This is a genomic window from Achromobacter spanius, from assembly GCF_003994415.1.
GTDB classification, from domain to species: Bacteria; Pseudomonadota; Gammaproteobacteria; order Burkholderiales; family Burkholderiaceae_B; genus Achromobacter; species Achromobacter spanius_C.
Map to the genome: position 1 here is coordinate 4248273 of NZ_CP034689.1, position 19649 is coordinate 4267921.

Consider the following 19649-nt stretch of genomic DNA (forward strand, 5'->3'; position numbering starts at 1 on the left):
GCCGCCAAACCGCTGAAAACACGCGTTTTTCAGGGGAAATCAGGCCACATTTGACCCGCTTTTTGCTAAGCCATTGATTCATAAGGAAGTACATCGAGTCAGATTTGGCCCGATCGAGTCAAATCTGGCCCACACGGCAGACGTACCGCCATTTCGCTCGCGGCCAACCCGATAGCGCCCTCCCCCCCCCAGCCATGCGTGTTCCGCATGGCCTTGATCAAATCCGGCATGCCCTCGCTGCCCTGATCGTCCCTACCATTAAGCCTTCCGACGACGGCGCCCTAGGCGCCAGCCACATCACAACAAGGCAAGGGGCATATATGGATCAACCCGTCCAGGCGGCGCTGCGAGCCGGCACGCTGACCGGTATGCGTGCAGCAAACGGCATGTGCCGCTACAGCGCCATTCCCTATGCGCAGGCGCCCGTGGGCAGCCTGCGCTTTGCGCCGCCGCAAGCGCCCACGTGGCGCGGTGAGCGCGACGCCACCCAGCCGGGGCCGGTATCACCTCAACTGCCCTCGCGGCTGCGCGAGGCCATGGGCGATTTCGATACCCCGCAATCCGAAGACTGCCTGCACCTGACGGTGTGGACGCCCGCCGCGGACCAACAGCGCCGGCCGGTGGTCGTGTGGTTGCATGGCGGCGCCTGGCAAAGCGGTGGCGGCGCGCTGGACTGGTACGACGGCTCCGGCCTGGCAGCGCGCGGTGACCTGGTGGTGGTGGCCGTGAACTATCGGCTGGCCGCATTGGGCTGGCTGTACGTGCCGGGGCAGACAGCGAACGTGGGCCTGCTGGACCAGGAGGCCGCCATTGATTGGGTGCTGGACAACATCCAGGATCTGGGCGGCGATCCCGAACGCATCACGGTCATGGGTCAATCGGCCGGCGCATCTTCCATTTGCGCGATGCTGGCGCGCCGTCCGCGCTTCTCGCGCGCCATCCTGCAAAGCGCCGCGCTGGGTCGGGGGTTCCGCACCGCGTCCCAAGCCGACGCGCTGGGCCGTGCCTTTCTACAGGCCGCCGGCGTCGACACCCTGGACGCCGCGCGCGCGCTTCCCGTGTCGGCCTTGCTAGCCGCGCAACGGGCGCCCGCCGTGGCCGAAGCGCTGCGCGCCGAGGGCAGCAGCCGCAGCCAGTTCGGCCCCGTCCTGGACGGACAGGTGTTGCCGGAAGACATTGCGCCGGCACTGCGCCAGGCCGCGTCGCGCGCGGACGTGCTGGTGGCGTATACCCGCGACGAAATGGCCGCGTTTCCCGACCACGCCCTGGATGCGGCCAGCCACCAGATGGGTGACGAGGTCTTCGGCGCGCCTTCCCGCCTGTGGGCGCAAGAGGCCTTGGCCCAAGGCCGTCAAGCCTGGTTGGCGCGCTTTGACGTGGCGCCTTCCACGCGCTTCGGCGCCTGCCATTGCATCGAACTGCCCTTCGTGTTCGGCACGCTACCGGCCTTTGCCGATGCACCCATGCTTGCAGGGCTGAGCCAAGATCACGCAGAACAGCTGGTGACGCAGACCCAGCAGGCATGGATAGCGTTCATACGCGGCGACGCGCCCGACTGGCCGATGGCGCCGCATCAACAACTGCTGGCCTGAACCAGCAACAAATACAAGGGGAATTCCATGTTCAAGCAAACCGTGCTGGCGCTTGCGCTGCTGACGCCGTTGGCCGCGCAGACCACGCAGGCCGCCTATCCCGAAAAGGCGGTGAAGATCATCGTGTCGAACCCACCGGGCGGGCCGGTGGACGTGATGCTGCGCGTCCTGGCCAGCAAGCTTGGCGCCGCCTGGGGCCAGCCCGTGGTGGTGGAGAACCGGCCCGGCGCGTCCGGCATCATCAGCACCGGCGCGCTGGTCAAGTCCGCGCCTGACGGCTACACGCTGGGCATGGTGGTGGCCTCGTCGGTCACCATCGTGCCCTTCGCGGTCGACAGCCTGCCCTTCGATACCGAGAAAGACCTGCAACCCATTTCGCTGGTGGCGCGCACGCCTTTCATATTCATCGTGCCCAAGGACAGCCCCATCAAAACCTGGGACGATTTTGTGCGCGAGAGCAAAGCGCGCAGCCTGAGCGTGGGCTCGTTTTCAATCGGCACCGCGTTTCACCTGGTGTGGGAACAGACCGCGCGGCGCGCGGGAATCCAGGCCTTGTACGTGCCGTCGTCTTCATCGGGAAAAACGCAGAACGACCTGATCGGCGGCCAGCTGGATGTGGGTCTGGACGCGCCTTCCAGTTCCAAGGGCTTGATCGACAGCGGCCGGCTGCGTGCGTTGGCCATCACCAGCCCGGAGCGTTTCGGCGGGCTGCCCGACACGCCGACGCTGAAGGAATCCGGCTTGAAAGACTACGCACCGCAACCATGGATTGGTCTGATGGCGCCTGCCGGCGTGCCGAAGGATCGCGTGGCGCTGATTCAGAAAACCGTGTCGGACATCCTGAAGCAGCCCGAGATGCGCGCACAAATGGAAACGCTGGGGATGATACCGATCGGCAGTACGCCGGACGAACTCGCGGCCACGATCAAGGCGGATCGCGCCACCATGGCGCCCCTGATCAAGGAATTGGGGATCAAATTGCAGTAGCGCTTTCCTTGCGGCATCACCTTGCGGCCATTCCGCATTGACGGCCGGGCAGGCCCTGGATACATTGGCCGGCAACCCTGCGCCATCGGCATCGATGGCGTTGCCCTTTTTACCCCGTGTGCGTTTGCATGTGCATTTGCATGTGCATTTGCATGTGCATTTGCATTTGCATTTGCGCCGCGGGGCCAATCCGCACGATCCCAGGAATTTTCATGAACAGCTACCGCGTCGGCATCGCCGGCTTCGGCGCCATCGGCCAGGCCGTGGCGCAATCCCTGGATGCCGGGCTACCCGGCCTGACCCTTGCCGCCATCGCGGTGCGCGACCCCAAGGCCGCACCCGAGGTGGCGTGGACCCAGGCGGCGCCGGCCTTCACCACCCTCGACGCGCTGCACGAGCATTGCGACGTGGTGGTGGAATGCGCGCCTGCCTCGGTGTTCCGCAACATTGCCGAACCCGTGCTGCGCGCCGGCAAGAAGATGGTGGTGCTGAGTTCCGGCGCGCTGCTGCAAAACGATGACCTGATTGAACTCGCCCGCCGGCACCACGGGCAGATCCTGGTGCCGTCGGGCGCCATCCTGGGGCTGGACGCGATTACCGCTGCCGCCGAAGGCGTCATCCACTCCGTCACGATGATGACGCGCAAGCCGCCGCGCGGCCTGATGGGCGCCCCCTACCTGACCGACAACAACATCAATCTTGATGGCCTGACCGAACCGCGCCTGATCTTCCGTGGATCGCCGCGCGAAGCCGCAACGGGCTTTCCGGCGAACTTGAACGTGGCGGTCAGCGTGTCCCTGGCGGGCATCGGACCCGACCGGACCACACTGGAAATCTGGGCCGACCCGTCCTTGGAACGCAATGTGCACCGCGTGGAAGTCGTGTCGGATTCCGCCATGTTCTCGATGGAAATCCAGAACATCCCGTCGGCCAATCCCAAGACCGGCCGCATCACCGCGCAAAGCGTCATTGCGGTCTTGCGCAAGCTGACCGGGCCGTTGCGCGTGGGGACCTGAGCCGAATCACGCCGCCTCGCGCAGCGCGGCCTTGTCTTGCGGCGGCGCCATCGGGCCCGTCGTCCACCCGCCTGCGCCATCCAGATGCAGCCGATGCGTATGGAACGGGTCCAGCGTGCTGCGGTGCCCCACGCTGACCAGCATGCAGTCAGGCAAGGCGCTGCGCAGCAGGCCGTACAGCATGTGTTCCAGCCCTTCGTCCGTGGCGGAGGTGGCTTCATCCAGGAACACGATGGCCGGGCGGTTGAACAGCACGCGCGCGAACGCCACGCGCTGCTGTTCACCAATGGACAGGATGCGCGACCAATCCGCCACCTCGTCCAGCCGATGGCTCAGATGCCCCAGGTTGACCAGACGCAACGCATCCACCAGCCGCGCGTCGTCTTGCGGCAGCGCTTGCCCGGGATAGGCCACCGCGCTGCGCAGATCACCCAGCGGCAGGTATGGCCGCTGCGACAGGAACAAGGCCGCCGTGCCCTCCGGCCGCCGCACATGGCCTTGCGCATAGGGCCACAAGCCCGCCAGCGCGCGCAACAACGTGGTCTTGCCACTACCGGACGGCCCCTTGATCAGCAAGGTCTGCCCGGGGTGCAAGCGCAGATTCAAGCCTTGCAGCAAGGCGTGGCCATCGGGCCGCCTGACCGTCACGCCATTGATCTCCAAGCCATCGGGCAAGGGTTCCGTATCCACCGAAGGCAGCGCACGCGCGGCTTCGTTGGCGTCCAGAAAACCATTCAGCCGGTCCAGCGTGGCGCGATACTGCGCAAAGCTGTCGTAAGACGTGCGAAAGAACGACAGCGCATCTTGCACCTGCCCGAACGCCTGCGAGGTTTGGATGACGTCGCCGAGCTTGATCGCGCCGCTGAAAAAACGCGGCGCTTGCAGGATGAAGGGAAACACCACCGCCACCTGGCTTACCGACAGGTTGAAGCCGTCGAACTTCAGGCCCCGATACACGCGCGCCCACAGGTTGGCGATGTAGGCGCTAAAGCGCGTCCACAGCGTGCCGCGCTCGACCGCTTCGCCTTGATAAAACGCCACGTTTTCAGCGTTCTCGCGCAGCCGGACCAGCGCATAGCGAAAGTTGGCGGTCAGCCGTTCAGACAGGAAATTCAGCTTGATCAGCGGCCGGCCGATCTTGAAGGCGAACCAGGTGGCGACGATGACGTACAGGAACACCACGAACACCATGGCGCGCGGAATTTCCACGCCCGCCACCATCAAGGGGCCGGACAAGCCCCACAAGATGCCGGTGAACGCCACCAAGGACACAATCGCGCTTAACGCGCCGATGGCAAGCGTGCGCGACCCCGTCACGAACATCGAGATGTCTTGTTCGATGCGTTGGTCGGGGTTGTCCACGGGCTCATCCACGAAATGGCCCCGGTAGTACGCGCCCGCGCCCAGCCAGTCGCGTGTCAGGCGGTCGTTGAGCCACACGCGCCAGTGGATGTCGAAGGCCTGGCCCACGTAGCTGTCGGCCAGCGCGCGCACCACATGCACACAGGCCAACACTGAAAAAATGCCCAGAAAGCGCCAGAACGCGCTCTGGTCCAGCGCTTGCAGCGCACTATAAAAGCCGTTGTACCAAAACGAGAACAGCACTGTCATGCGCACGGCGGCCATGGCCAACAGCAGCAGCACGGCCAACGTCAACAAGGGCCGCCAACTACGCCGGGGCGTCAGATACGGCCACGCCAGGCGCCAGAACTTGCGCCCCCAATCGGTCGTGCGCGCCAGCACGACGGACACGACGGCCAGCGCAAGCGCCGTGATGCCAAACGCGCTCGCCAACCAGATGGCGCTGTCCACCAATTGCTGCTGCCAGTTCAGATCCATCGACACGCCCCTATCAACACCGATCCTGGTTAGACGGGGACTTTGTGCCGGGTTCCACGAAAAATGCGGTCTTAAGCGTCGCTTAAGCGTTTCGGCTGGGTAGGTGAAGGCGGTTTGAAAGGATGGGCCGCATCAGCGCGTGCCCAGGTCCAGATTGGCGAACACATCGGCCAAGGTAGGCACCGAGCGCGCGGGCCAGATGGCGCTCAGGTCGAAGCTGGGTAGCGCTTGGCCGTCGCGCACTTCGCAAAAGCGCACGCCGCCAAAATTCATCGTGCGGATCCAACTGGGCAGCAAGGCCACCCCGCATCCACCCGCTACGCAAGACAGCACCGTCAGCGTGCGGTTGGCCTCTTGCGCGACGTGCGCGTCGTGGCCGCCCTTGCGCATGGCGTCCAGGATGCCCGCATAGAACGCCGGCAATTGCGCCTGCGGGTACATCACCAGCCCGGCGTGCGCGATCTGCGCCATGGATACCGTGCCGTCGTCAGCTACGTCAAACTCATCCGGCACGGCGGCCACCAAGCGGTCGCGCAGCAGTTGCCGTTCGCGCATGCGTCCGCCCACCGCTACCGGCGTGTGCATCAGGCCGATATCGATCTCGCCGGTTTGCAGCGCATCGGCCTGCTCGGCATTGCTCATCTCACGCAAGATCACGCGCACCCCGGGCGCCTGCCGCCGCATCTCGCGCAGCGCGCGCGGCAAGGTGTCAAACAAGGCCGACGACACCAGGCCCACCGTCAGTTGCCCCGCGCTGCCGCGCCCGATCTCTTGCGCGCGATGCGCCGCCGCGTCGATCCGGGCCACGCTGATACGCACGTCTTCCAGAATGGCCAGCGCGGCCGGCGTGGGCGCGGCCCCCAGCCGCGACCGCTCAAAGAGACGCACGCCCAGATCTTTTTCCATGCGGCTTAGCGCCTGGCTCAAAGCGGGTTGCGCAATGCCCAGCCAGTCAGACGCGCGGCTCACGCTGCCGTGATCCACCACCGCCAGGAAATACCGCAGGTGCCTGGTTTCCATCTTGATCCGATATATAAATCGCAGTTTCAAACAATAGAAAACTATACCTCGACTCCCTAGAATCCGGCCATATAGAAGAGCGCGCGGCCATGCCCGCGCCACGGACAGGAGACTGCTTTGCCCCCGCTTTCGAACGGCGTTGCCGTCGACACCCATGCACACGTATTCCGGCAAGGCCTGGCGTTGGCAGGCACCCGCCGCCATACCCCGGATTACGACGCCACGCTGGCCGACTACCTGGCGCTGCTGGATGCGCACGGCTTGAGCCATGGCGTGCTGGTGCAACCCAGCTTCCTGGGCACCGACAACAGTCACATGCTGCAAGCGCTGCGCGCGGCGCCCGAGCGCTTGCGCGGGGTGGCCGTAGTGGCACCGGAAATCACGGACGCGCAGCTACAAGCGCTGGCCGACGGCGGCGTGGTGGGTATCCGCTTGAATCTGATTGGCCTGCCCACCCCCGCGCTGCATGACTCGCCCTGGCGCGCCTTGCTGGAACGCGTCAATGCGCTGGGCTGGCACGTAGAAGTCCACCTACAGGCCGCGCGCCTGCATGAAGTCTTGCCTGCATTGCTGGCGGCGGGCTGCCGCGTGGTGGTGGACCACTTCGGCCGGCCCGACCCGGCGCTGGGCGTGTCCGACCCCGGCTTTGAATACCTGCTGCAACAAGGCCGAAGCGGCCAGGTGTGGGTGAAGTTGTCCGCGCCCTACCGCAATTGGACGGGTACGGACTGCGCCGCGTCTGGTCGGCAGGCCGCGCAGCTTTTGCTTCAGGCCTACACGGCCGAACGCCTGATGTGGGGCAGTGACTGGCCGCACACCGAACATCGCGACGTGGCGTCCTACCCTGCGGCAACGCAATGGCTGGACGCCTGGATCGACGATCCCACGCAACGGCGCGGCGTGCTTGCCGATACGCCGTTGCAATTATTCCAATTCCAAGGAGACAAACCATGAACCCCTTCTTCAAACGACTGGCCCACCGTGGCAGCGTGTTGATCGCGGCAGGCCTGTTGGCAAGCGCCGCGGGCGCCGCATCGGCCGCTTATCCCGAACGCCCCGTCACGCTGGTGGTGACGTATCCGCCGGGCGGCACCGTGGACGTCGTTGCCCGCCTCATCGGCCCGAAGCTGGCCGCCGAACTGGGCCAGCCCGTAGTGATTGAAAACCGGGGCGGCGCGGGCGGCATGATCGGCGGCGCGGTCGTGGCCAAGGCGCAGCCTGACGGCTATACCTTGATGCTGGACGCGTCCAACCACGCGCAGAATCCCGCGCTGCATTCCAAGATGCAGTTCGACACGCTGACCGCCTTCGCGCCGGTATCGCTGCTGCTGCGCGTGCCCAACGTGCTGGTGGTCACGCCGTCGTATGAAGTGAAGTCGGTGGCCGACCTGATCCGCCTGGGGCAGCCCGACGCCAAGGAACCGGTGTACTTCGCGTCGGCCGGCCCCGGCTCGGCGCAGCACCTGGCCGGCGAACTGTTCAACCTGCTGGCCAAGACAAATCTGCAGCACGTGGCCTACAAGGGCGGCGGCCCGGCCATGATCGACGTCATGTCGGGCCAGGTGCCCGTCATGTTCGCCAGCATGGGTTCGTCGTGGCAGCACGTGAAGAACGGCAAGCTGCGCGCGGTAGCCGTCGGCGGTTCGGAGCGCTCCAAGGCCGCCCCCGATCTGCCCACCATCGCAGAGTCCGGCGTGCCGGGCTACGAAACCTATGAATGGAATGCCGTGTTCGCGCCGGCCGGCACGCCGCCCGCCATCGTGGAGCAGGTGTCGCAAGCGTTGGCCAAGGTGCTGAAAGACCCCGCCATTGCCGCGCAGTTGGCGGGTATTGGCGCGGAGCCCATCGGCTCGACCCCGGCCGAACTCGACATCTTCCGCCGCGCCGAGATCGCCAAATGGCAGCGCGTCGTCAAGGAAGCCAATCTGAAACTGGATTAAGACCTGCCCGGCCCGCCGGCACATTGCCGGGCGGGCCGGGTTGGCGGAAAGCCGGACTTGCGGCGTCCCTCAGGGCGCCGTTTTTTTTGAATGCGCGCTCGGGGCTATCATTGCGGCTTGGGCAAAACACATCGCAAAGCGCTTCAAAATGGACAAAATTCGACTCGACAAATGGCTGTGGGCCGCGCGCTTCTACAAGACGCGCAGCCTTGCCGTGCAAGAGATCGGCAAGGGCCGCGTCTTCGTGAACGACCAGGCCGCCAAACCGTCGCGCGAAGTCTCGGCCGGCGACCGCGTCACCATCCGCAAGGAAGACCCCGCGCTACAGGTGCAAGTCGTTGCGGTCAGCGGCGTGCGTGGCCCCGCGCCGGTTGCGCGGCTGTTGTATGAAGAAACTCCCGACAGCATTGCCGCGCGCGAACGCGCGGCGGAAATGCGGCGGCTGGCGCCGGAACCCGCGTTGGGTATTGAAACCGGCCGCCCCACCAAGCGCGACCGCCGACTGATCGACCAGATGCGAGGCAAGTAAGCATCATGAAACGCAGCTCAAGCGGCGGCCTGGTCTATTCCACCGAATCCGGCCGCATGTGCCCGACATGCCGCCAGGCACTTGCGCAATGCCAATGCAAAACCGCCGCGCGCGCCCTGCCTGCGGGCGACGGCGTAGCGCGTGTATCGCGCGAAACCAAGGGCCGCGGCGGCAAAAGCGTAACGGTCGTACGCGGACTGGCATTGGACCCGTTAGCACTTGCGGCCCTGGGCAAGCAACTGCGCACGGCATGCGGCTCGGGCGGCACCACCAAGGATGGCGTGATCGAGGTGCAGGGTGACCACTGCGAACGCATCATCAACGCCCTGACAAGCAGCGGCCATCGCGCCAAGCGCGCGGGTGGCTGAACCGGACAAGACACTCATGAATGATCTGGCAATAAGCAGCGTGGTCAGTTGGCACGCGCATGTGTACTTCGACGCGGCCAGCCGCGACGCCGCGTTTGCATTGCGTGAACGCGTGCTGGCGCAGTGGGACGGCAAGATGGAAATGGGGCGCTTCCATGAGCGCCCCGTCGGCCCGCATCCGCTATGGAGCTACCAGATTGCGTTCGCCCCTGAGCACTTCGCCGACATCGCTACCTGGCTCACGCTGAATCACGGGGCGCTTGACGTGTTCATGCATCCGAACACGGGCGATTCACTACGCGACCACCGCGATTGCGCCGTGTGGATCGGACGCAGCCATGTACTGAACCTGCAAGCGCTGGGCGGCTGACCCCGACAGGCGCGGGGCCACTGACTTCTTACAGCGCACGGCCCACGATCAGCGGGTCCAGCGCCAGGCCGGGTTCACCGCTCTTGCCCTCGTAGGGCAGGCGGTTAAGCACATAGCGCATGGCGTTCAGGCGCGCGCGCTTCTTGCAGTCCGACTTCACCACGATCCACGGCGCGTCGGCAGTATCCGTATGCGCGAACATCGCTTCTTTGGCGCGCGTGTAATCGTCCCATTTATCCAAGGACGCCAGGTCCACCGGGCTCAGCTTCCATTGCTTCAGCGGATGCACCTTGCGTTGCAGGAAGCGCCGGCGCTGCTCTTCGCGGCTGACCGAAAACCAGAACTTCACCAGGTGGATGCCGCTGGATACCAGGTGGCGTTCGAAGTCCGGCACCTGGCGCAGGAAGTCCAGGTATTCCTGCTGTGAACAAAAGCCCATCACACGCTCAACCCCGGCGCGGTTGTACCAGGACCGGTCAAACATCACGATCTCGCCGGCAGTTGGCAGATGCTGCACATAGCGCTGGAAGTACCACTGGCCCTTCTCGGTATCCGAGGGCTTTTCCAGCGCCACCACGCGTGCGCCGCGCGGATTCAGGTGTTCCATCATGCGCTTGATGGTGCCGCCCTTGCCCGCCGCGTCGCGCCCTTCGAACAGAATCACCACGCGCTGCCCGGTGGCCTTGACCCAGGCTTGAAGCTTCAGCAACTCCACTTGCAACTGGTACTTCTGCTTTTCGTAATTGCGGCGCAGCATGCGGTGGCGATAGGGGTAGATACCTTCGCGCCAGTCCATCGCCAGCTCTTCGTCGGGATTGCGCCGCGTGCCGGGCGCCTGCGTGTTGGCCTCCAACAGCGCGCGATGCACGGCGCGTGCGTCGTCGGGCGACAGTTCTTCGATGACGGAACGCAGCGCCTCGTGGGCTTGCGCGTCGGGGCCGACGGTATAGCGGCGGGCAATGTCCGCCAGCACCGACACCGTTTCCTGCCGCGCGGCGTCTTCACGTGCCCTGACCTGCGCGGCCATCACCTGCTTGCGCGCCAGCACGCCATTGTTGGCGGACGGCGCCGGGCGCGAGGCCGCGGCGCTGCCGGTTTCGGCGCTACGTTTGGCACTGTTTTTTGCGCTGTTTTTTGCGCTGCTGTCAGCGCTGCTGTCAGCACTACGCTTGGCGGCGCCTGGCGAAGCTGCGCGGCGCTTGCGCGGCGCGGCGGCTACATTGTCCGGAATGGCTTGCGGTGTCTTGTCTGTCATCGATCCTGTCCTTGCTGCGCTTGTCGTCCAGCCCACGCTGGCCAACCCAGAGCGAGCAGCCCGTCAGGGCAAGGCGCAACCCTACCTGCTTGCATGCGGCGTGGAATTGACGAGAATCAAAGGTTGTAACATTCTTTACAACAACAGGCGCCGCTACACTGCCGAATCCTCATCGCTCCCTACCTCTCATGTGGTCACGCATCAAGCGCTTTCTGTCCGGCCCGCCCGCGCCCGAAGATCCTTTCCGGCAATCGGTGAGCTTCGACGATGCCGGGTTCACGCGGCACTGCGAATTGGCGCGCGCGATGGGCCTGCAAGCGTTCTGGCCTTGGGCGGACGTGCATGAGTTCGGCTTTTCATTCCAGCGCGCACTCTATCCCGACCCCTGGTATGGCGACTACATGGAAAGCCTGTGGTACCTGTGGCTACGCTGCGAAGACGGCGACATGATGCGGGTGTTCATTGATGAACGGCTGCTGGACGCCAACCATTTGCCGCCCGCGCTGTTGCGCAACCTGCCCGGGCTGGACATAAGCGTGCTGCACGCCGGGCTGGCGACCGCGCGCCGGGGGCTGCGCCATTTCAAAGGCGAAGGCGAGTGGCCCGCCTGGCGCCGCGATAGCGCCGCGCCATAGCCCCCGCTATAGCCCCGAGTCATTGCCGGACACTGGATGCCAGGCACGGCACTTGCTGACGCCCTGGCCCGATTGACGCCGTCAAACTCGCTTACTACAGTCAAGACCGATGACCCCATTTGTTGGTGCGCCATGAATTCCCAGGAAAACACGCTGTCGCCATGGAAGCGCTTGCGCGCGCACCGTGGCGGGCGCGTCGCGTTAAGTGCAGGGCTGATTGTGCTGGCGGCCATCGCGGCCACGCAGGCATGGGACCACCTGGGCGAACGCGCTCAGGAAAAGGTCGCCACCGCTGAAATCCGCAAGGTCGCGGATACGCTCAGCCAGATGGTGGCGGGCGCCGAGGGCGAGCCGGACGCCCTGCCATCCATCGACCCCACCCCCAAGGCCAAGGGTTTCTATGGCGAACTGGAACGGGCGGTCAAGACGGTGGCCAGTGAACGGGTGGCGCAGCACAAGGCCTATCTGACCGAGCTGAAAGACATCGGCATGCCCCGGCTGCTGGACGCGCACCGGCTGGCGCTGGACACCGGCCTGGTGGAAAGCCGAATGATTCTTGAGCAGGCCGAGCGCCTGGTGCCCAAGTACCGCGACCAAAGCATCCGGGTGCTGCAAGACATGCCGGAACTGATCCGGTCGCTGGCCATACGCGAACCCGAAAAGCAGAAGATGATGAACACGCTGACCGCAACCCTGGCGCGCCGCAGCGACAGCCTGGGCCAGGTCTGGCTGCTGGAAACGCGCATCCTGCACGAGTTCGGCCAGATGATTTCACTGCTGGATGACAACCGCCAGTTTTGGTACGCCGACCATGACGAGCTGATGTTTGAACGCGACGGCGACTTGAAGCGCTTTAACCAACACATGGTGGCGATCAACAAGATGGCGTTTGAACAGGAACGGCTGGGCAAGCAGCAGTTGGCCAACCTGTTCGCGGTACTTCCTTGACACCCTGCCCCGCGCCGTCCGTCAGAACGGCTTGACCACCACCAGCGTCACGATGACCGCGCACGCGATCACGGTGAATGGCGCGTAAAGGTCCACCAGCGGCGGACGCTTGAGCGAGCCGTTGACCATCCGGCGCAACGACGCGCTTTGCAGGCCCAACAAGGCCGACAGCGCCAGCGCACAGCCCACCTTGATCCAGATCCAGTTCATGGCGAACCAGCCGAAGGTCATGGCCAGATGCAGGCCAATCAGCCACGACACGAGCATGGCCGGCGTGGTCACCCACAGCGTCCAGCGCCGCAGCGCGCCAAGCATCTTGCGTTCCTTGGGCGCTTCATCGCCGTCTTGCGGCTGCGACGACAACAGAAACAAGGACACGAACAGCGAGCCGACAATCCACGTCACCACGGCCGCCACATGGGCCATCTTCAAGAGTTGATACGTCATGGCGCGGGCTTGTCCGCGCCGGCGTCGGACGCCGATTCGGCTTTCTCGTTGAGCGTGGCCGAACCGGAGGGACCATTCGCGGTGGCCGGGTTCAGCGTGTCGGCTGGCGCGTCCGGCGACACCACGGGGTCAGCCGGCGGCTCGGCAGGCTTGGAGGCGGCGGGCGGCGGGGACGTGGTGCTGGGCATGGAGGGCTGAGCGGCGCTGGCCGGGCCGGACGGAGCGGCTGGTGGCGCCACCTGGGGCACAAGCTTGGGCGCAACCCGTGGCGCAACATGCGGCGCCACGGCGGCCTCGGCATCCGGCAGGAAACGCTGCAAAAGCTGGAAAAACCCTTCGTAGAACTTCGGCCGCGACACCGTCTGGCTGGCCGTCTTCACCAGCGAATCGTCGCTGGAACCGAACGGCATCGATACCTGCCCCAGCACGCTCACGCCCACGCTGGCCGAGCTGGTGGTGCGCTTGATGGAATAGCGGTCTTGCACCGCGTTGGCGAACACCGTGGCGCGCTGGTTGGCGCTGCCGTCCGAGGCGCAATCAATATTGAAATTGATCTGCGTGTGCTGGCCGTCTTCGCCCTGGAAATTCTTGTGGCCGGACACTCGCGCCGGGTCAAAGCGATCGATGTTGTAGCCCTGGCTCAGCAAGGCGCGGCGGCCCGCGTCGCAGGCCGTGGTGCTGGCAGTGGGAAAGGTGCGCGAGAACACGTCGTTCTGCGTGAAGTCTTCGCGTTCGTAGGCCGGTTTGGGGGAGGTACATCCCGCCAGGATCGCCGTCAGGCAGACAAACAGGGCAACAGGCAGACGACGGGTAACGCAGGGCATGAGGGGTCCGGCTTTGGGCGTAAAGCGGGCATTATCGACCAGAAAGAAACGGCTGGCGAATGGCTGCCAACCGGATCCCCCCGGCCCGTGATGCGTTGAAACAGTTAATTCACCCGAATACACCTCACCTCGTGCCCCGACGCCACGGGCACGATGTCCGGCACCGCCGCCTGGCAGCGCGGCTCGGCCAATCCGCAACGCGGCGCGAACGCGCATCCGGGCGGCAAGGCGGCCAGGTCGGGCGGCGACCCCGGTATGGTTTCCAGCCGTTGACCTTTCTGCATGGCGCCATGCGCGCGGCCCTTCAGCAAAGCCAGCGTGTAGGGATGACGCGGTGCGCGCAGCAGGTCCGCCACGCTGCCCTGCTCCACGATGCGCCCGCCATACATCACCGCCACCCGGTCGGCAATTTCCGCGGCCGCACCGATGTCATGGGTCACAAACACGATGGACAAGCCCAGTTCGCGTTGCAGCTCGCGCAGCAACAGCAGAATCTGAATCTGCACCGTGGCGTCCAGGGCGGTGGTGGGCTCATCCGCCAGCAGCACCTTGGGGTTGCACGACAGGGCCAGCGCGATCATGGCGCGCTGGCGCATGCCGCCGGACATTTCATGCGGATAGGCTTGCAGCCGCCGCTCGGGGCTGGGAATACGCACGCGCTCGAACAGCGACAAGGCGCGCGCACGCGCCTCGGCGGCGCTCTTGCCGGTGTGCCGGCGCACCATTTCTTCAATCTGACGGCCCACGGTGTAGACGGGGTCCAGCGCCAGCAACGGCTCCTGGAACACCATCGACACCACCGGGCCGCGCAGGGCGGCAAGCTCGCGGGCGTTCATTGCCAGCACGTCGCGGCCATCCACGCTCATTTCGCCGCTGATGCGCGTGCGGCGCGGCGGGTGCAGCCGCATCAGGGCGCGCAGGGTCACGCTCTTGCCGGAACCAGATTCGCCGATCAGCGCCACGGCTTCTCCGCGCCCCACGTCCAGGTTCACGCCATTCAAGGCATGCACGGTCTTGGCGCCCGCCTGAAAGGCGACTTCCAGGTTGCGGATGCGGACCAAGGGGGAGGTCGGCGCGGTCATGTCAGCGCTCCAGAAGCGGCATAGCCCGAATCAGGTTGATGGATCAGGCAGCGCACGGCATGGCCGCCCTGCTGCGTCACGGCTGGCGCTTCGGCCGCACAGGCCGCGCGCGCAAACGCGCAGCGGGTGTGGAAGCGGCACCCCGAAGGCGGGTCGATGGGGTTGGGCGGGTCGCCAGACAAGGGCGCCGATTCCGTGCGCTGCCCAGGTTCCATCGACGGCATGGACCGCAGCAGCGCTTGCGTGTAGGGATGGCGCGGCGCGTCGAACACCTGATCCACCGGCCCCAGCTCCACGACCTCGCCCAGGTACATCACCATGACGCGGTCCGAGATGTAGCGCACCACGTTCAAGTCGTGGCTGATGAACATATAGGTCAGCCCGAAATCGTCTTTCAGGTCCAGCAGCAGGTTCAGCACCTGCGCTTCCACCGACTTGTCCAGGGCGGACACCGCTTCGTCCAGAATCACCAGGCGCGGATGCAAGGCCAGCGCGCGCGCGATGTTCACGCGTTGGCGCTGACCGCCCGACAATTCATGCGGGTAACGGCCGGCAAAGCGCTGCGCCTCCAGGCCCACGCGGCCCAGCAGCCCACGCGCCACCGAGATGGCGTCGCGCTTGGGGCTGCCGTGCACCAGCGGGCCGAAGGCCACGGAATCTTCGATCGTCATGCGGGGGTTCAGCGACGAATAACTGTCCTGGAACACCATCTGTGTCTGGCGGCGAAATTCGCGCAGCGCCAGCGCGCGCGAGCCTACCGCCATGCCATCGAACACCAACTCGCCCCGGTCCTGTTTGATCAGTTGCATCACCAGCCGCGCGGTGGTGGACTTGCCGCAACCCGATTCCCCCACCACGCCCAGCGTCTCGCCCTTCTTCACGTCGAAGTCCACGCCGTCCACCGCGCGTACCGCGTTGCCGCCCCGGCCACGCGAGAGCGGATCGCGCTTCAGCGGGAAGTGCTTGACCAGGCCGCGCACGCTCAACAAGGGCTGGGCCGGGCCGCCCACGTCTTCATGAGCCAAGCGCACTGCATCGTTGACCGCATTCATTCCTTGACCTCCATGGCCGAGCGCAGTCCGTCGGACAGCAGGTTGAAGGACATCGACGTGATGAAAATCATCACGCCCGGCAGTGCCGCCACCCAAGGTTGGGTGTAGATGGCGGTGCGCAAGGTGTTCAGCATCAAGCCCCATTCCGGCTCGGGCGGGCGCACGCCCAGCCCCAGGAACGACAGGCCCGAGGCCAGGATCATGGACACCGAGATCAGGCTGGTGGAATACACGAAGATGGGACCCAGCACGTTCGACAGCACATGCGCGCGCACGATGGTCAGCGGCGATGCGCCCGAGGCCCGCGCCGCGTCCACGTAGTCGCTGCGCCGCACCTGCGTGGTGACGCTTTCGGCCACGCGCACGATCTGCGGAATGAAGACGATGGTGAGCGACAGCAGCGCGTTGAAGATGCCCGCGCCCAAGGTGCCCGACAGCGCAATGGCCAGCAGCACCGACGGAAACGCATAGAACACGTCCACCACCCGCATGATCAGCGTGCTGGTCCAGCCGCCCGCGTAGCCCGCCAGGATGCCGATGGCGCTGCCCACCACGAACGCCGCAATCACCGGCACGATGCCCATGAACAGCGACAGGCGCGCGCCCAGCATCAAGCGCGACAACATGTCGCGGCCCAGCTCGTCGGCCCCCAGCGGATAGCCTTCGGTACCGATGGGCCGCAGGCGCTTGAGCATGGACGCATGGAACGGGTCCGCCGGCGTGATCCATGGCGCCAGGATGGCGATGAGGATCAGCGCCAGGATGACGCCGCCGGCGGCCAGCGCCACGGGGTCGCGGCGCAAGCGGCGCAGCACGTTCGACCAATAGCCCGGCGATCGCGCCACGGGCGCCACGACCGCCGTGGCGGTCAGGCTGGCAACGGAATCGCTCATGTCAGCTCCTTTCGATGCGTGGGTCGAACAGGCCTTGCAGGATGTCCACGGCCAGGTTCAAGACCACGAAGAACAAGGCCAGCACCAGGATCGTGCCCTGCAACAGCGGCAGGTCGCGCTGGAAGATGGCGGCGTTGAGCAGGAAGCCCGTGCCCGGCCACGAGAACACCGTTTCGATCAGGATGGAGCCGCCCAGCAGATAGCCCAGTTGCAGGCCCATCACCGCCAAGGCGGTGGGCGCGCAGTTCTTGACGACGTGCAGGAATACGCCCAGGTCGGTCAGGCCGCGCGCGCGCAGACCCACCACGAATTCCTGCGACAGCGTCTCGGCCACCAGCGCGCGCACGGTGCGCGCGATGATGCCCATCGGTATCACCGACATCGTCACGGCGGGCAGGATCATGTGGCGGATGTGCGCCCAGTCCGCCGCCCATTCGCCCGACCCGCCCGGCCCCGCCCCCGTGGGCGGCAGCCACATCAGCTGCGTTGAAAAGATGATGACCAGCACCATGCCCAGCCAGTAATGCGGCACGCTGACGCCGAAGACCGACACGAAGGACGCAATGCGGTCCAGCGGCGAATTGCGGAAGTACCCGCCGACAAAGCCCAGGAACGCGCCCACGACAAAGCCCAGCAGCGTGGCCAGACAGGCCAGCCGCAAGGTGTTGCCCACCGCCTTGAAGACCTCGGCCGACACGGGGCGGCCGGTGGCGATGGACGTACCCAGGTCCCCATGCAGCGCGCGCCACAGCCAGCCGGCGAATTGCTCGATCAAGGGGCGGTCAAAGCCGTAGAGCTGCATCAATTGCCGTTGCAGGTCGGCGGACGCATCGGGAGGAAGAATGGACACCAGCGGATCGCCGGGCGCCAGGTGGATCAGCAGAAAACAGAGCAGCGCGACCCCCACCATGATGGGCAAGGCGTACACGATGCGCCGCAGGATGTAAGACAGCATAGGCGTCACCGGCTAGGGCGCCGAAGGCCGCACGGGGCAGCCTTCGGCGCGTTCAGGATCAATCCATCGACATGGTGGCGATATCGATGAACCAGCTCTTGGGCTGCACCACGCCCTTGACCTTCGGCGAAATCGCGCGCGGGCCGACGTCATGCGCAATCCAGACAAACGGCGCCTCTTCGACCACGCGCGCATGCAGCTTGGCCAGGGCGGCGTCGCGTTCGGCGGGGGTGAAGGTGGTGCGCGCATCCTTGATCAAGTCGTCGATTTCGGCGTTGCCGAAATAGCCCCAGTTGTTGGAGGCCGGCGGAAAGGTCTTGGTGCTGGCAAAGCGCACGATGGCGAAGAACGGGTCCATGGCCGCGAAGCTGACGTTGATGGCGTCGCTGCCGTTGGCCGACGGGTCCTTGGCGCCCTTGCGCCAGTTGGTGAACAAGGTGTTCCACTCCACCACGTCAAAGCTCACGTCGAAGTAGCAGTCCTTCAGGTTCTGCTGCACGAACTCGTTCATGGGCAGAGGCTGCATCTGGCCGGAGCCCGATGCCGAGGTCTGCACCTTCACCTTGATGGGCTTGGCCTGGGAATAACCCGCTTCGGTCATCAGCTTGCGCGCGGCGTCCGGGTCGTACTTGATGTCGAACTTGGGGTTGCCCCACCACGGATGGCCCGGCGGCACCGTGCCCTTGGGCTCGCCCATCATGCCGCCCAGCAACTGCTTGAGCTCGCCCCGGTTCACGCACAGGTTGGCGGCCTTGCGCACGCGCGCATCGAGCCACGGCGAGCCTTCCTTGAACGACAACTGCCACGGCCACACGTGCGGCTGTTCATTGGAATAGATGATGAAGCCACGGCTCTTGATGGCGTCGAAGGCGTCCGGCGCTGGCGCTTCAATCCAATCCACCTGGCCGGACATCAACGCAGCCGTGCGCGAGTTGGCTTCGGGCAGCGGCAGCATCACCACGCGGTCGATCTTCGGGCGGCGCTTTTCGTCCCAGTACTGGTCGTACTTCACCACTTCGAGCCGTTCGCGCGGCACGAACTTGGCCATCTTGAACGGGCCGGTGCCCGAGGCATCGGCGGCAAAGGCGGCCCAGGCCTTTTGCGAACGCTCGGCCGGATCCGTGACGGACGCCGGCACCTCGGCCAGCTTCTTCTTCCACTGCGCGGGCGACGCCATGTACAGATTGGTCAGGTTGATCGGCAGAAAGGAATCCGGCTCGGACGTCGTCAGTTCCACCGTCAGGTCATCGATCTTTTTCGCGGACCTAAGGGTCGGCATGCGCGAGGCCGTCACGCCTACCTGGCTGGCGTCGAACTGCGGCGCGCTCTTGTCCAAGACCTTGCCCACGTTCCAGACCACGGCGTCGGCATTGAAGTCGGACCCATCGTGGAACTTCACGCCGGGGCGCAGCTTGAATACCCACTTGGTCTTGTCCGAAGCGTCCACATCCCACGACACGGCAAGGTCGGGGATCAGCACGCTGGGCCCGTCCTTCTTGGACAGGTCCCATTGCGTCAGGCCGTCGTACATCGGAATGCCGGTGAAGCGGTTTCCCTCAAAGCCTTGGTCGGGCTGGCCCAGCGTGCGAGGGATGTCGCCGGCGGTCATGCCGATGCGCAACACCTTTTCGGCTTGCGCCGCGCCAGGGGCGATCACTGCAACGCCGGCGGCCGTCAGCGCAAGCGCGGCGGCATAGGACTTGAGGCGGAAACTCCGTGTCTGCATGTGGTTCTCCAATGTCTTGCAAGATGCCTTCCCCGCGAGGGTGAGGCGCGCGTGAACAGGGTTGGTACACAGATTTTGTATAAGCAATATCCGTGCCATTTTTGGAACCGGGAAGCAGAGTCAGGGATAGTCCCGAGGCGGGCGCGGGGGTGCCGGGCGCAGCGTCGGACG

At 65.4% G+C, this 19649-nt stretch carries 20 protein-coding genes; 10 read left to right on the top strand and 10 right to left on the bottom strand.

What is annotated here, in order from left to right:
• Window positions 1-320 precede the first annotated feature (320 nt).
• From ELS24_RS19340 to ELS24_RS19350, 3 genes are all read left to right on the top strand, one after another.
• A complete protein-coding gene (locus ELS24_RS19340; RefSeq protein ID WP_127185066.1) occupies window positions 321-1592 on the top strand; it encodes a carboxylesterase/lipase family protein in 1272 nt (423 codons plus the stop codon).
• Window positions 1593-1619: 27 nt separating this feature from the next.
• On the top strand, window positions 1620-2579 hold the full coding sequence (locus tag ELS24_RS19345) for a Bug family tripartite tricarboxylate transporter substrate binding protein (RefSeq protein ID WP_127185067.1): 960 nt from the start codon (window positions 1620-1622) through the stop codon (window positions 2577-2579).
• Between the two features lie 212 nt (window positions 2580-2791).
• Window positions 2792-3595 carry an aspartate dehydrogenase gene (locus ELS24_RS19350; RefSeq protein ID WP_127185068.1) on the top strand — a complete coding sequence of 268 codons (804 nt, stop codon included), beginning with the start codon at window positions 2792-2794 and terminating at the stop codon, window positions 3593-3595.
• Between the two features lie 6 nt (window positions 3596-3601).
• Here ELS24_RS19350 and ELS24_RS19355 read toward each other — a convergent pair whose 3' ends face one another.
• Window positions 3602-5434, bottom strand: coding sequence for an ABC transporter ATP-binding protein/permease (locus tag ELS24_RS19355; protein WP_127185069.1), 1833 nt, complete (start codon window positions 5432-5434; stop codon window positions 3602-3604).
• A 132-nt stretch (window positions 5435-5566) separates the two neighbouring features.
• The gene (locus ELS24_RS19360) at window positions 5567-6454 is read right to left on the bottom strand and encodes a LysR family transcriptional regulator (RefSeq protein WP_127185070.1); all 888 of its coding nucleotides are present in this window, start codon (window positions 6452-6454) and stop codon (window positions 5567-5569) included.
• A 117-nt stretch (window positions 6455-6571) separates the two neighbouring features.
• On the opposite strand from ELS24_RS19360, the gene ELS24_RS19365 reads away from it, so the two are divergent.
• From ELS24_RS19365 to ELS24_RS19385, 5 genes are all read left to right on the top strand, one after another.
• Entirely contained in the window at window positions 6572-7408 is an 837-nt protein-coding gene (locus tag ELS24_RS19365) for an amidohydrolase family protein (RefSeq protein WP_127185071.1), read from the top strand.
• On the top strand, window positions 7405-8394 hold the full coding sequence (locus ELS24_RS19370) for a tripartite tricarboxylate transporter substrate binding protein (protein WP_127185072.1): 990 nt from the start codon (window positions 7405-7407) through the stop codon (window positions 8392-8394). Before ELS24_RS19365 ends, ELS24_RS19370 begins: the two co-directional genes overlap by 4 nt.
• A gap of 148 nt (window positions 8395-8542) precedes the next feature.
• Window positions 8543-8923: an RNA-binding S4 domain-containing protein gene (locus tag ELS24_RS19375; RefSeq protein WP_127185073.1), complete on the top strand. Its 381-nt coding sequence runs from the start codon at window positions 8543-8545 to the stop codon at window positions 8921-8923.
• 5 nt (window positions 8924-8928) lie between these two features.
• Window positions 8929-9291, top strand: a complete 363-nt coding sequence (locus ELS24_RS19380) for a translation initiation factor Sui1 (protein ID WP_050445072.1) — start codon at window positions 8929-8931, stop codon at window positions 9289-9291.
• A gap of 16 nt (window positions 9292-9307) precedes the next feature.
• Window positions 9308-9661 (top strand): DOPA 4,5-dioxygenase family protein, encoded by a 354-nt coding sequence (locus ELS24_RS19385; protein ID WP_050445071.1) that lies wholly within the window; start codon window positions 9308-9310, stop codon window positions 9659-9661.
• 28 nt (window positions 9662-9689) lie between these two features.
• On the opposite strand, the gene ppk2 is transcribed toward ELS24_RS19385, so the two are convergent.
• Window positions 9690-10916 (bottom strand): polyphosphate kinase 2, encoded by a 1227-nt coding sequence (gene ppk2, locus ELS24_RS19390; protein ID WP_127185074.1) that lies wholly within the window; start codon window positions 10914-10916, stop codon window positions 9690-9692.
• Window positions 10917-11104: 188 nt separating this feature from the next.
• Here ppk2 and ELS24_RS19395 point away from each other — a divergent pair, with 188 nt between their 5' ends.
• Together ELS24_RS19395 and ELS24_RS19400 are read left to right on the top strand one after the other, a co-directional pair.
• Complete coding sequence (locus ELS24_RS19395; protein ID WP_127185075.1) at window positions 11105-11551, top strand: hypothetical protein; 447 nt, start codon at window positions 11105-11107, stop codon at window positions 11549-11551.
• Between the two features lie 132 nt (window positions 11552-11683).
• Window positions 11684-12499, top strand: coding sequence for a hypothetical protein (locus ELS24_RS19400; protein WP_127185076.1), 816 nt, complete (start codon window positions 11684-11686; stop codon window positions 12497-12499).
• Window positions 12500-12520: 21 nt separating this feature from the next.
• Here the strand turns inward: ELS24_RS19400 and ELS24_RS19405 are convergent, their stop codons facing one another.
• The 7 genes from ELS24_RS19405 to ELS24_RS19435 all read right to left on the bottom strand — a co-directional run bounded on the left by ELS24_RS19405 (window position 12521) and on the right by ELS24_RS19435 (window position 19478).
• Window positions 12521-12946 (bottom strand): CopD family protein, encoded by a 426-nt coding sequence (locus tag ELS24_RS19405; protein WP_050445067.1) that lies wholly within the window; start codon window positions 12944-12946, stop codon window positions 12521-12523.
• Window positions 12943-13770 carry a DUF2242 domain-containing protein gene (locus ELS24_RS19410; RefSeq protein WP_230694877.1) on the bottom strand — a complete coding sequence of 276 codons (828 nt, stop codon included), beginning with the start codon at window positions 13768-13770 and terminating at the stop codon, window positions 12943-12945. The genes ELS24_RS19405 and ELS24_RS19410 overlap by 4 nt, the downstream gene beginning before the upstream one ends.
• 104 nt (window positions 13771-13874) lie before the next feature.
• Window positions 13875-14852: an ABC transporter ATP-binding protein gene (locus ELS24_RS19415; protein ID WP_127185077.1), complete on the bottom strand. Its 978-nt coding sequence runs from the start codon at window positions 14850-14852 to the stop codon at window positions 13875-13877.
• Window positions 14849-15904, bottom strand: coding sequence for an ABC transporter ATP-binding protein (locus ELS24_RS19420; RefSeq protein WP_127185078.1), 1056 nt, complete (start codon window positions 15902-15904; stop codon window positions 14849-14851). The genes ELS24_RS19415 and ELS24_RS19420 overlap by 4 nt, the downstream gene beginning before the upstream one ends.
• Window positions 15901-16797, bottom strand: a complete 897-nt coding sequence (locus ELS24_RS19425; RefSeq protein WP_127185079.1) for an ABC transporter permease — start codon at window positions 16795-16797, stop codon at window positions 15901-15903. Before ELS24_RS19425 ends, ELS24_RS19420 begins: the two co-directional genes overlap by 4 nt.
• Before the next feature lies 1 nt (window position 16798).
• Entirely contained in the window at window positions 16799-17752 is a 954-nt protein-coding gene (locus ELS24_RS19430; RefSeq protein ID WP_050445063.1) for an ABC transporter permease, read from the bottom strand.
• 58 nt (window positions 17753-17810) lie between these two features.
• A complete protein-coding gene (locus tag ELS24_RS19435; protein ID WP_127185080.1) occupies window positions 17811-19478 on the bottom strand; it encodes an ABC transporter substrate-binding protein in 1668 nt (555 codons plus the stop codon).
• Between the last annotated feature and the right edge of the window lie 171 nt (window positions 19479-19649).

Excerpts from the sequence above, each read along its gene's own strand:
- ELS24_RS19340 (WP_127185066.1), top strand. The coding sequence starts at position 321 with ATGGATCAACCCGTCCAGGCGGCGCTGCGAGCCGGCACGCTGACCGGT.
- ELS24_RS19345 (WP_127185067.1), top strand. The coding sequence starts at position 1,620 with ATGTTCAAGCAAACCGTGCTGGCGCTTGCGCTGCTGACGCCGTTGGCC.
- ELS24_RS19350 (WP_127185068.1), top strand. The coding sequence starts at position 2,792 with ATGAACAGCTACCGCGTCGGCATCGCCGGCTTCGGCGCCATCGGCCAG.
- ELS24_RS19355 (WP_127185069.1), bottom strand. The coding sequence starts at position 5,434 with ATGGATCTGAACTGGCAGCAGCAATTGGTGGACAGCGCCATCTGGTTG.
- ELS24_RS19360 (WP_127185070.1), bottom strand. The coding sequence starts at position 6,454 with ATGGAAACCAGGCACCTGCGGTATTTCCTGGCGGTGGTGGATCACGGC.
- ELS24_RS19370 (WP_127185072.1), top strand. The coding sequence starts at position 7,405 with ATGAACCCCTTCTTCAAACGACTGGCCCACCGTGGCAGCGTGTTGATC.
- ELS24_RS19375 (WP_127185073.1), top strand. The coding sequence starts at position 8,543 with ATGGACAAAATTCGACTCGACAAATGGCTGTGGGCCGCGCGCTTCTAC.
- ELS24_RS19380 (WP_050445072.1), top strand. The coding sequence starts at position 8,929 with ATGAAACGCAGCTCAAGCGGCGGCCTGGTCTATTCCACCGAATCCGGC.
- ELS24_RS19385 (WP_050445071.1), top strand. The coding sequence starts at position 9,308 with ATGAATGATCTGGCAATAAGCAGCGTGGTCAGTTGGCACGCGCATGTG.
- ppk2 (WP_127185074.1), bottom strand. The coding sequence starts at position 10,916 with ATGACAGACAAGACACCGCAAGCCATTCCGGACAATGTAGCCGCCGCG.
- ELS24_RS19395 (WP_127185075.1), top strand. The coding sequence starts at position 11,105 with ATGTGGTCACGCATCAAGCGCTTTCTGTCCGGCCCGCCCGCGCCCGAA.
- ELS24_RS19400 (WP_127185076.1), top strand. The coding sequence starts at position 11,684 with ATGAATTCCCAGGAAAACACGCTGTCGCCATGGAAGCGCTTGCGCGCG.
- ELS24_RS19405 (WP_050445067.1), bottom strand. The coding sequence starts at position 12,946 with ATGACGTATCAACTCTTGAAGATGGCCCATGTGGCGGCCGTGGTGACG.
- ELS24_RS19410 (WP_230694877.1), bottom strand. The coding sequence starts at position 13,770 with ATGCCCTGCGTTACCCGTCGTCTGCCTGTTGCCCTGTTTGTCTGCCTG.
- ELS24_RS19415 (WP_127185077.1), bottom strand. The coding sequence starts at position 14,852 with ATGACCGCGCCGACCTCCCCCTTGGTCCGCATCCGCAACCTGGAAGTC.
- ELS24_RS19420 (WP_127185078.1), bottom strand. The coding sequence starts at position 15,904 with ATGAATGCGGTCAACGATGCAGTGCGCTTGGCTCATGAAGACGTGGGC.
- ELS24_RS19425 (WP_127185079.1), bottom strand. The coding sequence starts at position 16,797 with ATGAGCGATTCCGTTGCCAGCCTGACCGCCACGGCGGTCGTGGCGCCC.
- ELS24_RS19430 (WP_050445063.1), bottom strand. The coding sequence starts at position 17,752 with ATGCTGTCTTACATCCTGCGGCGCATCGTGTACGCCTTGCCCATCATG.
- ELS24_RS19435 (WP_127185080.1), bottom strand. The coding sequence starts at position 19,478 with ATGCAGACACGGAGTTTCCGCCTCAAGTCCTATGCCGCCGCGCTTGCG.